The sequence below is a fragment of the Natrinema gelatinilyticum genome, assembly GCF_024266705.1.
GTDB classification, from domain to species: Archaea; Halobacteriota; Halobacteria; order Halobacteriales; family Natrialbaceae; genus Natrinema; species Natrinema gelatinilyticum.
In genome coordinates this window covers 114,001-127,740 of record NZ_CP100758.1, presented here as the reverse complement: position 1 = coordinate 127,740, position 13,740 = coordinate 114,001, and the positions used below count along the sequence as shown (strand labels likewise).

At 50.3% G+C, this 13,740-nt stretch carries 9 protein-coding genes and 3 pseudogenes; 3 read left to right on the top strand and 9 right to left on the bottom strand.

Annotation, left to right across the window (positions count from 1 at the left end; all coding sequences use genetic code 11):
• Positions 1 to 223: 223 nt before the first annotated feature.
• Positions 224 to 555 (top strand): annotated as a pseudogene (locus NJU76_RS27305) (transposase); the annotation flags it as partial.
• Between the two features lie 345 nt (positions 556 to 900).
• Here the strand turns inward: NJU76_RS27305 and NJU76_RS26295 are convergent.
• The 4 genes from NJU76_RS26295 to NJU76_RS26280 all read right to left on the bottom strand — a co-directional run bounded on the left by NJU76_RS26295 (position 901) and on the right by NJU76_RS26280 (position 4,364).
• On the bottom strand, positions 901 to 2,040 hold the full coding sequence (locus NJU76_RS26295; protein WP_254533984.1) for a tyrosine-type recombinase/integrase: 1,140 nt from the start codon (positions 2,038 to 2,040) through the stop codon (positions 901 to 903).
• 167 nt (positions 2,041 to 2,207) lie between these two features.
• Positions 2,208 to 2,645, bottom strand: a complete 438-nt coding sequence (locus tag NJU76_RS26290) for a hypothetical protein (RefSeq protein WP_254533983.1) — start codon at positions 2,643 to 2,645, stop codon at positions 2,208 to 2,210.
• Positions 2,617 to 2,949, bottom strand: coding sequence for a helix-turn-helix domain-containing protein (locus NJU76_RS26285; protein ID WP_254533982.1), 333 nt, complete (start codon positions 2,947 to 2,949; stop codon positions 2,617 to 2,619). The genes NJU76_RS26290 and NJU76_RS26285 overlap by 29 nt, the downstream gene beginning before the upstream one ends.
• Positions 2,950 to 3,173: 224 nt before the next feature.
• Positions 3,174 to 4,364 (bottom strand): MFS transporter, encoded by a 1,191-nt coding sequence (locus tag NJU76_RS26280; protein ID WP_254533981.1) that lies wholly within the window; start codon positions 4,362 to 4,364, stop codon positions 3,174 to 3,176.
• A 740-nt stretch (positions 4,365 to 5,104) separates the two neighbouring features.
• Between NJU76_RS26280 and NJU76_RS26270 the strand changes: the two are divergent.
• Positions 5,105 to 6,424: pseudogene (locus NJU76_RS26270) on the top strand (IS4 family transposase).
• A 221-nt stretch (positions 6,425 to 6,645) separates the two neighbouring features.
• On the opposite strand, the pseudogene NJU76_RS26265 reads toward NJU76_RS26270, so the two are convergent.
• Positions 6,646 to 6,807: pseudogene (locus NJU76_RS26265) on the bottom strand (IS630 family transposase); the annotation flags it as partial.
• 637 nt (positions 6,808 to 7,444) lie between these two features.
• Between NJU76_RS26265 and NJU76_RS26260 the strand changes: the two are divergent.
• Positions 7,445 to 8,917 carry an amidase gene (locus NJU76_RS26260; protein WP_254533980.1) on the top strand — a complete coding sequence of 491 codons (1,473 nt, stop codon included), beginning with the start codon at positions 7,445 to 7,447 and terminating at the stop codon, positions 8,915 to 8,917.
• Between the two features lie 341 nt (positions 8,918 to 9,258).
• Here the strand turns inward: NJU76_RS26260 and NJU76_RS26255 are convergent, their stop codons facing one another.
• From NJU76_RS26255 to NJU76_RS26240, 4 genes are all read right to left on the bottom strand, one after another.
• Positions 9,259 to 10,143: an IS1595 family transposase gene (locus tag NJU76_RS26255; protein ID WP_254533979.1), complete on the bottom strand. Its 885-nt coding sequence runs from the start codon at positions 10,141 to 10,143 to the stop codon at positions 9,259 to 9,261.
• Positions 10,144 to 10,513: 370 nt separating this feature from the next.
• On the bottom strand, positions 10,514 to 11,851 hold the full coding sequence (locus NJU76_RS26250) for a TRAP transporter large permease (RefSeq protein WP_254533978.1): 1,338 nt from the start codon (positions 11,849 to 11,851) through the stop codon (positions 10,514 to 10,516).
• The gene (locus NJU76_RS26245) at positions 11,848 to 12,408 is read right to left on the bottom strand and encodes a TRAP transporter small permease (RefSeq protein ID WP_254533977.1); all 561 of its coding nucleotides are present in this window, start codon (positions 12,406 to 12,408) and stop codon (positions 11,848 to 11,850) included. Before NJU76_RS26245 ends, NJU76_RS26250 begins: the two co-directional genes overlap by 4 nt.
• Before the next feature lie 92 nt (positions 12,409 to 12,500).
• Positions 12,501 to 13,697 carry a TRAP transporter substrate-binding protein gene (locus tag NJU76_RS26240; RefSeq protein WP_254533976.1) on the bottom strand — a complete coding sequence of 399 codons (1,197 nt, stop codon included), beginning with the start codon at positions 13,695 to 13,697 and terminating at the stop codon, positions 12,501 to 12,503.
• Between the last annotated feature and the right edge of the window lie 43 nt (positions 13,698 to 13,740).

Sequence of the window (13,740 nt, the reverse complement as noted above, 5' to 3'; positions counted from 1 at the left end):
CTATTTTCTCGTAGAGTCTTGCAACAGACAGTGAATCACATCGACGAGGTTTCAGTCGAAGAGCTGCAAGATGCTCTCGACAACGTGGACGGAAAGAAGCCGACACAACGGCTCTTAGAGACAATAGCGTACAAAAACGGCGTCACACAGACTAAACTAGCCAAAGTGGTTCCTTGTTCAGCGACGGGCGAACGATAGTTATTTCGAAAAAATTATATATGGCTTAAATCTCATTACTGAGAACAGTGATTGCCTCTTCTCTCGATTCGAAGAGTACGTGGCTGCTATCAACGCAGAACATTTCATTTTCGCATTATATAACAAATTCGAAGATGGTCTGATCATCGTGCTGGATGGAACGCCATCTTTCCAGGCGTCGGCCATCACGAATCTGGCGGCCCGTGACGATCTCACGCCTTCGTGACGTTGCCGGCGTACTCGCCAGAGCGAAATTCGGTTGACGAGTGCTGGAGACAACTCCAAGCGACACTCAATACCCGCTTCGTTGAGTCACTTGCCGACCTTACAATAGCGATTGATACGGCTACTGATTAATTCGCTGGACTAACAGTGAGTGATTACTTCTGATCGTCACTGTCTTCAGGTTGTGGTTAGGATACTCGAGAAGTATCGAACTTCGGTACGGTCGAGAGAACTCGCGAATATTTTCTACCGTCGGAAGCATGTTAACTATACATCTTAGTTATAATTTTTACTAAGTAATTTAGATAAGAATATAATACTGATCACTTAGGTAAAATAATCACAATTTCTGGACAGTCAACGCTTGAGAGCTAAGAGGTAGATCTTAGGTTACTTTCTCAGGATCATTTCTGAGACCTCTTCTTTAATATATAATTGTACTCTCTCGAAGCGCCAAATATCCTCTGCGAGGGTGAATCATGCATCGTGCTCTGCGAACGCATCGCCAGCGTCTTTGGCCATCTCTTTTGCTTCGATATGGGAGTACGATTTCCGGACGACCTCTTCGCTGTTATCGAGAAGGCGAGCAGCCGCAGTGAACCCGCGTTGGCGGACCAGTACTTCGCCGGCACCGCGACGGCCACCGTGGGGGGCGAGATAGCCGTGTTTATCGTCGAGCCCGATGTCAGCGTCCTCACAGAGGCGTCGCATGATCCGTCGAGCGCCGTCGGTATTGATCGAGGGTGGCGTCAGCTCATACTCCCGAAGCGCTCCGAACACATCCATCTGGCCGGTGAGGTCGCTGAGGTACTCCTCGACCTCCGTTTCTGACCAGCCGTGGCTCTCCCGTAAGCCGGTTCGAAGTGTCTCGTAAAGTGTCGGGAGGTGAAACGTCGGGAAAACAGGCCAGTCGTCCCCCGCAGGATCGAGAATTTTTCTGTATCGTGACATGGGATTTATCGCCTGCTTCGTCAGTGATCGATCGGACCAGTCCTGCTTTTTCGCAAGGACAGTCATCCTCCGATCTTCGAGTGAAACATCGCCCCATCGGAGGCCATTCCGGCGATCGTCCTTCGGATCTGCGAAGATCTCACCACCCCGGACGCCGGAATAGCAGAGGACGTAGACGAGTGCCCGATCGCGAAACTCCTGAACGGCGTCGAACCCCTTCTCGTCGGCAGCGTCGTGAGCTCGCTTATCGACATACCGTGTAATCTGCAATCGATGCTCGTTGGCCCAGGCCTGCTGATCACCCGATCGACGCCCGTCGTTGTCGGGGAGCGGTTCCTTCGCGACGTTTCGCTGGGCGTAGTTCGCTTCGAGGAGGCCTTCGCGAACACACCAACCAACGTAGGCGCTGACGTTCGCGTAGTACGTCAGAACCGTCCCTGCCGCAAGGTCACGATTCGTGAGTTCCCGAGCGTACTGGCGGAACGTCCGTTCGTCTAGATCGTCGAACGCCCCATCCGAGCGCGGATATTCCTCGAACCACTCGAGAAAGTCCTCGACGCAGCGCTCGAGATTGCGTCGGTAGTTCCCGCTCTCTTCGCCGCCCTTCGATTTCGATCGAAGGAACTCCTTGAGCGGGTCAGCGACTGACGTCGATGCAGAATTCATGCTCGCTCACCCTCGAGAGGTTGTTTCCTGCTACATTTCATTGTTCGTGATTCATAGAGGGGACGGACTCTCATAAAACCACACTTGATTACTGGACTAATCAAGTGTATGTACTTGAAAGTGATTAGTCGCTATTTTCAGCCGTTTCGGGCTTTCTACGCTCAGAATCAGCGGTACTTGGCTAGTGATAAATCATATAACGATATATGGATCTGAGCGCTGTGCGTTGCGAATGCCCCCATATCTGTGCGCGAAATATCCTTGACCAGGCAATGTGCACTGGCAGTGATGAACTCCCGGTCTCCATGATCGAAGCGCTTGCGCCACGTCCGCGATAAGACGGACTCATCGGGAATGTGCTCTAAGCCGAAGACGCCTGCGAGTTCGGGATGACGGGTTAGTGATCGATAACTGTCGCCAGTGGTCTCGCGGTAGAGAAAGAGGGTGAGCATGCCGTGGAACGAGTAGGGGGCCGGATGCCAATCGGGATAGCCGTCTTCCAGTGAATCAACCGGGTCGTCGAAACGACGTAGCGCCTCGCAAAGCGTTGCTCCATCACGGATATCGTTCCTGATGTCAAGTACGATGACGAACGCCTCGGTCAATCGCCGGCGCGTCGTAACCAGCCTCACTCGGTGGTTCGTTCAGAGCGGCAAAGAGCTGCCGCCGTTGTGTTGGATCTAGCCAAGGTTTTCGTCCCAGACGTGGCTTGTCTCGGAGCGCGGCTGGACGGCCGCGCTCCTCGAACCGGTTGAGCCAGTTGTAGACCGTCTGCTCGGACCAGCCGTATTTCTTCTCGATCTTGGCCGGCGAGAGCCCTTGCTTGTATTCGAGCGCCGCAACCAAGCGCTTGATCGCCTTCGGATCAGTTTCTTCAGCCAACCGCTGCCGGAGGTGAAGTTCAGTCACCTCCGCCAGCTTTCCTCCAGCTTTCGTCACACTACCGGAGGACGCTTCCTGAGACTATGAACCCATCTGTGGATCCCTATCAAGTGCGCCGTCTACAATCTTCGGCGACCAGTCAGATACCCGTAGAATCCAGCGCACTGCCTCGGGGTTCTCCGTGGCGGCTAACTCCGTAAACCCGTCCAAATCAAGCGTAATCTTGTGACCTATAAAGCAAGTATTTATACCTATTTGTACCTCCCATTTATATTCACTAATATATATGCAAAGAAGATAGAAATTGTTAAAGCTATAGTTATCCCCGAAAAACTTACCGTGTATCCGAAATGGTCTACAGTATATCCGACAAACGCTGGTCCAATGCTCTCTGCTGCGATGAATACCGTTCTTATGGCTCCATAATCCCCCCCGAGTTGGTCGGTGGGAACGAGATTCATTATGTGTGAGTTTAGTACTGGCCAAAAAGTCATAAGACCAACTGAAAGAACTAAAAGTCCAACTACCACAAGCGCAATTGAATCGCCCACAAGTAATGTTGCTAATCCAATAGTAGTGAGGACTGTCGAAATTAGAGCAACGTGTGGACATGTCCACCTATCTCCTAATCGGCCTGCCAGTGGTGTGGTAAACATGCCAAGTAAAAAGACCCCCCCAAATGTTACACTACTGAACATCGGAGTGACCTCCTTTGATGCATTCAGGTACGCCGGTAAAAAACTAAGGATGCCCTGCCAGGAAAAGCCAAATACCATGGCTGTCGCAAGTGTCCACCGGAGTTGCCGAGACCGAGTCAGACGATATAGAGTAGGTTTAATGTGTATTCTCTCCGGCTTTGAAATGACGTATGGCTGATTGTTCAACACGTGAAGTAGAATGCTTGTCACTACCAATAGTACAACAATCGGAAAGAAGGCGACTTGCCATTTGAAATAACTAAGAGCTACGAATGCTAGTATACTTCCAACTAGCCCGCCCAGGTTCAGAAATGCTGAATTGATGCCCATAGCTAAACCCCGTCGATGTTTATATAAATCAGACATTTGGGCCATCGCAACGGGGGTATAGAGGCCTGATCCGATACCTAAAGCTATTACACCGATAAAGAATGTTGAGATATCGTTAACAAGTAATAACATAACGACACCAAATACCATGATAATGATACTTGGGACTAGGAGTGTTTTTCTCGATAATTCATCAGATATACTTCCACCTGGGAAATGGGACAGAGCTGCACAACCCCAGAGTATTGTTAATCCAAAGCCGGCAGTAGATGGGCTAATAGCCAAATCTGAAATAATTACCGGCAATAGTGGAGGTAGAAGGAATCTAGCACCCATACTACACATTGTCACCACCGATACTGTCCAAAGAAGTTTTCCTTCGTACCCACCAAGAATTTTTTCTGTTTTCTGCATATCTATTTGATATATTACCTAATCATCCACTATTGTGGTTATTATCTATAACATGGCACCTGTTCATAGGTAAAAGCCATACTTAATACCTGGATTTCAACTAAGTTCATAGCTATTTTTCGGCGAGGTTATTTCCTTCTAACCACGGATTCGCGATTCATTATTTATACCAGTCACTATCAAGCCTGCTAGACTACACTGATTTCCCGTTGGTATAGTCCGACTACTTGCTCAACCAGTATAAATATATATGTTTCTGCTATATCCTAAAAGGAGTCACTAAGATACTACTTAAATTGCCGTGTTGAATTCGATCTAATCGTCTGATATCATGGAGTAGAAGGATGAAGCTGAGGAAATCGGCTCTTGTCCATGGAGGTCAATCTCCTTGACTTCGTTGAGCAGTGTCGACCTCTAACCAAACAAGCGGTAGGGAAGCATACGGGCGAGCACGCCAGTGGTCTGGAGGCACCGTTCAAACGCTGAAAGTGACGACATTAACCGACAGAGAGACTCTGGCCGTTCTTGATGTTGATATCTCAGTCCAGTGGAAGCATGACACGAAGATCGGGGCGTAGGTCGTCCGCTGAGACGCGGATGACCTGCTTGTCAGTAGCGGTTGAAAAACCCTTCCACGACTGGCACAACAAGTCATCCGTTCTAGTTTAGCGCATCAAGGCATCCAGAGACGTCGGACTAGAATCGGCAGTAACTAGGAATGTAAGAATCCGGTAGAGAATGTGTACACCCTACCGGATTCAGTAGTTGTGAACCGAATTCAAAGAGCGTTTCCATCTGATGAGTTGCGCGAGCCCGCTCGCGCAACAAATCTCATTCAGCGAGAGCGAAAATTCGACGTCGTCGCGTTGTTTTACACGCTTTCTCTCGGCTTTGCTGCCGGATCGGATCGATCCATTCAGGCGTTTCTCGAACGGTACGTCGAGATGGCTGACTGTGATGAACTCACCTATGCGACCTTTCACGGCTGGTTCAAACCAGGGTTCGTTGCACTCCTCAGAGAGATTCTCGATGACGCCATCGAGAATCTCGACACGGGCCAAACCGAGCTTACCGGACGTCTCGAACGATTTCGAGACGTCCTGATCGTCGACGCCACAATCATCTCGCTCTATCAAGACGCCAAAGACGTCTACACACTCGATGACGACCGAGCCGGGGCGAAACTCCATCTCACCGAATCGCTCTCGACTGGGCATCCGACGCGATTCCAGACAACCGAAGCGAGCACTCACGAACGGAGCCAGCTACCCACCGGTGAGTGGGTAGCTGGCGCCCTCATCCTGTTCGATCTTGGCTACTACGATTTCTGGTTGTTCGACCGCATTGAGGCCAATGGCGGCTGGTTCGTCTCTCGCGTCAAAGAAAACGCGAACTTCGAGATCGTCGAAGAACTCCGTACATGGCGAGGAAACAGCATCCCGCTGGAGGGCCGGTCGCTGTAGGCCGTCCTCGACAACCTGCAGCGACAGGAAATCGATGTACGGATCACCCTCTCGTTCGATCGCAAACGAGGGTCGGGCGCCAGCACGACCCGAACCTTTCGACTGGTCGGCGTCCGCAACGATGACAGCGGCGAGTACCATCTGTACCTGACGAATCTTGACAAAAACGACTACAGCGCGCCCGATATCGCACAGCTCTATCGGGCGTGCTGGGGGATCGAGCTACTGTTCAAAGAACTGAAATCACGGTTCGGGCTGGACGAGATTAACACGACCGACGCCTACATCATTGAGACGCTGATCATCATGGCGGCAATTTCGTTGCTGATGAGCCGGGTTATCGTTGACGAACTCCGAAAACTCGACGCAAAACAGCGAGAACGCGGCGACGACGCCGCGTCGTCGTCGTCACGCCTCCCTCGTCGACGCTGTTCACACGGTGTTGAACGGCACGCGCACCTGATCCAATTGTACCTAATGCTTGATCTGGGCTATGAGCTGCCGGATCTTGATTCGCTGTTGCTGTGGTCGTCACGAGATCCAAATCCACACCGCCCGAGGTTACGTGAACGGGTGGAGTCAGGCGAGTTCTGGTAACGAACTCGCCTGACGAAACGGGCTGAATCGCCCGGTCTTATCAGCGATGGCTCTGGAACAGCGGCGCACTCGCGGTCGTGAGTGCGCCGCCTTCGACGAGAGAGTTGACCGGACATCAGCTGGTTTGCTGGAACAGCAGCTACCTCGGTATGATTGCGGTCAGACTCGACGTAATTTCGGTGCGATCCCCGTCTCAGCCAGTCACTAAACTAGAACGGATGGCCAACCCGGTTAGCTGCTTCTTCAAGCGTATCTCCTTCATAGAGATTCTTCACGAAGGTAAGACGGTGGACGACCTTCGGATCGTCCGCCTCGGCCAGGAGTCGATCAAGGTCCTCATCAGAAAGATGGCGAACAACGTCCTTTCGACGATCGCTGCTCACTATTCATCAACCATCTCACTCCGGCCAAAACTTCTCTGACGTACCATCTCTCGTTCGCCTCTTTTGATCGACGCAGTCACTCAGTTTGATGAAGTTGATGCGATTGTGGTCGGCTGTACAGAAATCTCCTTGGCACTATCTCCAGATAATATCAAACCTCAGCTGTTCGACTCAATGATAGTGTTAGCTGATCGGGCGGTTGAATACGCAAAAGCTAAATAGTAAAATCCTCGTTCTCCTGTCCATTCAATTTCCATCATTCTATAGGAGACGTAAACCCCGACCGGAGTAGCCCGATAGAATCACACGTATTTCGAAGACAAGTTACTAGTTCGCGGCTATAGTTTATAGTATTATTTATATATTAATAAAATTATTTTTAAATAACTATTTATCTTACTCAAATTTATTACTATCAGATAGTTGTAAAAAGGCTTATAACCATTCTCTCTCAATCGGCATATGTTAAAATACCACAGAGTGGATATATCTATGGACAGGAGAAAGACCGTTGACCAAATTGTCATGAGCGGTCGAAAAAAAGCATCTGTAAAAGCATTGCTCGGAAACATTGTCCAGACAGTATTACTGTCTGCAACCATTTCAGAGACCGTCGTTCTGGACGAGGGATAACAAAATGTCTCACGATTATGACGACCGCAAGGAAACGATACGTACAGTTGCGTCGGCGCTCTCGCTTCAGATCGACGACAGGGTTGATGAGATTCTCGACGATCTGACTACGCTCGAAGCGATTACCGACACCTTTCCACACGAGCCCGAGCCGTCACATCCCCACGATGAGGTAGTCAACGACGAATACAACGCGTTTCTCGCCGGGTATTCGACTCCTCGCCAGAGCGGTGATGGACCGTTGTCAGACCTCGTGATTGCAGTCAAAGACAACGTCGAAGTCGACGGATTGCCGATGACCTGTGGATCGCGCGAATTCGAGTGTTGGCCCGCAGTCGACGCCTTGCTCGTCGAGCGTCTCCTCGATGCAGGGGCGGCGATAAAAGGAAAAACAAACATGGACGCGTTTGCATTCGGGCCCAGTGGCGAATTCAGCGACTTCGGGCAGGTCCAGAATCCGACTGCTCCTACCCGTGTTCCAGGCGGGTCCTCAAGCGGGAGCGCCGTTGCCGTCGCGGCCGGACTTGTCGACGGTGCAATCGGAACGGACACCGGTGGCAGCGTCCGAATGCCTCCTGCTTGCTGTGGCGTCGTCGGCATCAAACCGACAAGTAGCATGGTTCCAACACACGGCGTCGTTCCCATGGCACCGTCGCTCGACGCAGTCGGGACGATTGCGCGTGACGTCAAAACGGCTGTCCGAATCCTCAAGACAATTGCTGGGCCGGATCCCTGTGTTTCCATGGCAACCCACCAATCAACCACTTCAATCGTCGATTCGCTTACCGCGTGGGATGGCTTTACAGTCGGACTCCCAAACACGTTTCTTGAGCCAGTAACGCCACCAATTCATGACGCGATTCAATCGCTCGCAGCAACACTCGACGCTCGAGAAGATGTATCGGTCGAGCCAATCGACCTCCCAGGAGACGTCGATCACGAGCGTCTCGACGACTGCTACTCGCTTATTTCGATGATAGAATTCGCAGGAGTCCTCCGACAGTGTGGGGTAGTTCGTGGATTGGACGATTCAGTTTCCGATGCCTGTCGAGGGGCGTTCGAGCGAATGTTGGAGGCAGGACTCGAGAATGAAAGAATCAGAGAACGCGTGCTTCCGGCAGCGGTACTGGACGCCGAAGAATTTGGTCAGCCCTACGTGGCGGCCCAACGGGAGCGAAAACGGTTTCGAGCGTTGCTCGAGGAGACGTTCACCAATGTCGACTTACTGTTGGTCCCGACGCTGCGTCAGCTTCCGCCCCAATTCGGCGAGAGCAACTCGCCAAAGAATGTGAGACAGATGAATGGTAACAACGTTCCATTCAATCTCGCTGATGTCCCCGCCGTCGCTGTGCCGGTAGCTTCCGATGAAGGGATTCCAGTTTCGGTACAGGTCGTCGCACCAAAATTCGAAGACATCCGCGCAGTACAGATGGCGCAACTGATAGAACGGATGGTTGATAGGACAGGATGCGATTGAAACACTCACGTCAGTTCTCTGTTTGTTAATAAGTGTCAACAAAGTAGCTCAACCGTCGGAAGCGAAAGAACTCCTTGCAGGTCTCATAGAGCTGACAAACAGTAGCCATCGATGAGAATATTGGAACCATCGAGCATAATGTCTACGTCTGAGCGTGATAAGCGTGAAATTATTGCTTTAGAGGGTTTACCAAGTCGATTGAACGTTACTACACTGTTATTTTTCAAAGACGTATTGATACGGTACCGCAGTCGCCCGCTGACAGGGTCCCCGTAACCCGTGACGATGGCAGCTTGATTTCCTCAAATAGGAGTACGCTCTTGCGTAGCACATTGTTGATTTCATAGAGTCGCTTGAATAGCGTGTTTGAGTGCGTCTCGTCCCGGTTTTCGATATAATTCTCGGCGGAGTTGGAACGCTCTGAGATATTGTGTTAGCTTATCTTTCGAGATACATCGATGTGGCGAGAGCCACCGTCGTGTCAGCGACGCGTGGCTCTCGCAGGTATTGACGTGGATCTCGTCGTCGGCGTATTCACCGTCACCGTGGACGACGTATTCACGAGTGAATGCGTCGTCCTCTTCGAGTGGCTCGTACGCTCGAAAGCCGTCAGTAAAGATGGTCAGCGACTCCTCTTGGCGGTCGGCCAAGAGGAGCCGAATCGTCGATTCGTCAGCGGCTTTCGCTGGGATCACGTACCGCTGGCCCGTCCCGCGATCAGCGAGGATGAACACGGGTGGCTTGTCGCCATCATACGTTCCGCGCCCACGCGTGGAGAGGCCACGCGAGCGCGACTCTTGGTCGCGCTCGCGGCCTTTCTTCCCAGCAGAGACGTACACTTCGTCGATTTCGACCGGGCCGACGAGATCGAGGGAAGGCGCATCGAGCGCTCTGGCGAAGCGTTCGATGCGCCGGTGGAACGTCTTGTATGTCACTTCGATTTCGCACTGTAGCTGCCGGAGTCTCGTGTTAAACGGGAGAAACGCGTAGATCGAGAACAACCACCGGCGGAGCGCAATCTTCGAGTGAGCAAAAATCGTGCCCGTCTTATCGTTGAATGTGCGGTCGCAATCCTTACAGAGATACCGCTGAAAGTGCCCATAGCTGCCGTTTCTGACCGTGAGGTCAGAACGGCAGCGAGGACAGGTAACACCGTCACGCCAGCGAACCTGTTGGAGCAGGTCCGCTGCGACCGATTCCGACCTAAACACATCTAGCGGAATCATCCGTGTCGGGCACCGCTAACGCGGTGTCCTTGTCCTCTTTGACTTTGCAGCGACAACTCAGCAGTATCTACAATCACCTACGGAAGAACGTTTGTACTTCATTACCGCTAAGAGCCGTTGTATCGGCTTCTTTCCTCCACAATGTCGAGGTCATATTGTAACTCTTCACCGTAGATATCGTCAAAAAATCTACTAATTATTAAATTAATATAAAATAAAATATATAACAATCACTATAACTTAAACACTAACGGTATCAAAATAACCACGATTGAATTGTTGAGGCACAATTTTGCATATACTGAAGAATTTAGTTGAAGGGTGTATTTACTGATGATAACTTTCGAATGCCAAAGAGGAGCAGAAAAGGTTAGTTAGCGAGGAAGTTCACCTCCGGGAACACCAGCAGTGTTGTCAACACTACAAACAGCCCAATTAGATATGGGAGGGCGTTATAGGCCAGTACCATGTAGTCGATGTCAGTCAATCCGCTCATGATGTACAGATTCAGTCCATAGGGTGGCGTAATAAAGCCCATCGCATCGCTGAAAATAAAGATGACTCCCCAAGTGATTGGGTCGATACCTAATTCGTATGCAACGGGCGCCAACAGCGGTGCTGTCAGCACGATGTTTGGGGTTGACGCTAGCGCTGATCCCGTCATCATGAGGATGGCAAGTATAGCGATAATGATGGCCCATCGTGCCTCAAGTGTAAGAATTGCCTCAGAGACAACTTTTTGAAAGCCGATGTAGGAGAGATTCTGTTGAAGGAGTACTGCTAGCACGATAACGGGCATCAACACGCCAACTAATATCAGTGATGTGATGCCAGCATCGACAATTTCTTTGAGACTTTCGATTCTTCCGTCTGCATACGCGGTAATTAGGATGTAGGCTACCGCGACCACAGCGGCTTCCGATGGTGTGAAGATTCCGGCGAATATACCACCTAACAGGACAATGACGGTTCCAAGACCGATCCTCGCCATCCAAGCTGTTTTACCGATGTCTTTCAGACTGAATTCGTAGGCTGCGGCCTTTTGCCCATATCCCCGACGATGAGAGATTACTGTATTTACACCGATAAGAATACAGATCATTGCTAGGCCTGGAAGAATCCCAGCGATGAACAACGAGGGTACGGAGAGCCCGAACAGGACTCCATAAATAATAAGCAGGATGCTCGGTGGAAGGACGCTCCCGATAGTCCCACCAGCCGCTATCGTCGCTGCAGCGTGTGAGTCTTTGTATCCCTCTTCTTCCATGGATGGGTATAGCGCCTGACCGACTGAAGCTGTCGTCGCCGCGTTCGACCCCGTAATGGCTGAGAACACCCCGGAGGTCGCTATAGCGGTATTGCCCGTACTCCCCGGTAACCAACCCGCGACTGAGCGGGAGAAGGCGATGATCTCCTCGGACACGTTTGTCCGGTTGAAGATATCGCCAACGAGGATGAAAAACGGGATTGCGATGTATGCGAACGATTCTACCTCTGTGTAGGCGGTAACTGCCATGTTCTCGAATGGGAACGCCGGGACAACCATATGGAACCCGACAACCCAGATCCCAAAGACGAGCATCAGCTGGACGCCAGCCGCGAATAATAAAAGACTAATAATGGTGAGGATCGCTATCCACATCTCAAGTGAAAGCGTAATCTGAGGGGGCATCACTGCGGATGTCATGTGAATAAATTCGTTCATCATTCTTTTACTCCGATATCGGCATCGGGACAGATGTTCTCACCATGACGGTACTGATTAAGCTTGATATACATATTCTGTACCACCCGCGTCAATATCAATGCCATTGAGAATGGGATAGCAAAGTACACCCACTGTTCCGCTATCGGTGTGCCGACAAGATGGCGACCAGACGTGACGTATCGCTGGTACTGAGGGATCGATTGCCAAAATATCATACCAATGACGAGAAGCCAAAGTGCCCACTCAACGATATACATCATCATGTCCATTCTTGGAGACATTTTCTTTCTTAACAACGTGAATCGGAAATGTGATTCATGTCTAACAGCCAGTGAAGTGGTTAGCCAAGCAACCCAAATAAACAATCCAATAGCAATTTCGAACCCTCCAAGAAGTTGGGTACCAAAGATAGTGCGACGAATGATATCGGACAAGATGATGGTGAAAATAGCGGTTAATGCTATTATCGATAGCAAGGCCTCGAAGTAACGTTCTATATATAGGGCCCATGAGGGTAATTCCGCCTTCATTGTCTGGTTGAATGTTAGTTTACTCATATATTGACTTTTTAATTTTCCAGCTTTGATAGTGAATGTACTATTTTCTAATTTGAATTTGATTATTACCTGTTACGTGGCTCTTCTTATGATTATAGGTCATCCAGATAGTCGTCCCACCAAGCATCGATTGTAAACTCTCCATCACTATCTGGAACACTGTCTTCTCGAGAGACATCGTATAGTAACTGCCAAATATCGTCACGTGGTGTGTTAAGGTTAGATATCAGGTCTTTCTCTGGTTTCCACATGTCGGAATTTTTAATTGGATCGACAGGATCTTTCCATTTCTTTAGTTCGTCATCATCAAGTACATTAACTGTTACTCCCAGTTCGTCCCAAGCCGAGCCTTCTTTGGGCGGTTGTGTTTCACCAACTCTTTCAAAAACCACATCTTCGGCTATGTGAACCATCTCTTCAGTTGATTTCCGAGTGACATCTGCGATGGCCTGCATATGTTCTTCAGGTATACTTTGTAGCCAATCGGTGTTCACCCACTGCATCTGATAGCCGGATTTAAAGTCAAGATGAACGACCTGATCGATCACTTCACCCATCCCGAAACCGATAGCGGTGCTCGACCACGTTTCGAGTCCGTCAACGACTCCTGTCTCCATCCCCTGGATCGTGTCTCCCCAAGATACCTCTACGGGGTTCGCACCCCACGTATCTAGAACCTCTTGTGCAACACGCGATTCTGTTCGGCGAATGGATAGCCCCTCAAGTTGGCTGGGATCTCTAAGACGGCCTCCGCCCATTTTTTTCGTTCCTTCTTCGGAGAGATATACTTGACGGAAGGTTGGCACATAACTAAGGAGCGGAAAGATATTATACTTTTTGGCGAATGGAACCCAGTAATTTTCCCAGACCTTGGGATGGAAGATCGCGTGTGAATATGCTCTTCGCGACGGGAACGTATAAGGAATGAGGAATATTTGATTCTCCGGCCAGAATGCTGCCGAGTTGCCGACGGATCCGTCCGCAGCCTGGACAATATTCGATTGTGCCTTGGAACCGCCATCGGCTGAACCGGTAAGCTGTCCGTCTGCAACTAAGTCCATTTTCACCTGTCCGTTAGATTCTTTCTCAATTCGCTCGGGCATATCGAACAGAGGCGTTGGGTTTATACAATCCCTACATCCAAAGGATTCGCTGTAGTATGTGCTAACGGTGTACTCGGTTACTCCGTTTCCTCCGCTTTCAGTACTGACACATCCTGCAACACCGGTAGTAAATGCTGCCCCACCGATGAGCTGAAGATGACTCCTTCGAGAGATTTCCCGTGACATTGCGTGTCATTGTACAGATAGGGGGATAATAATTCTTTTGGCC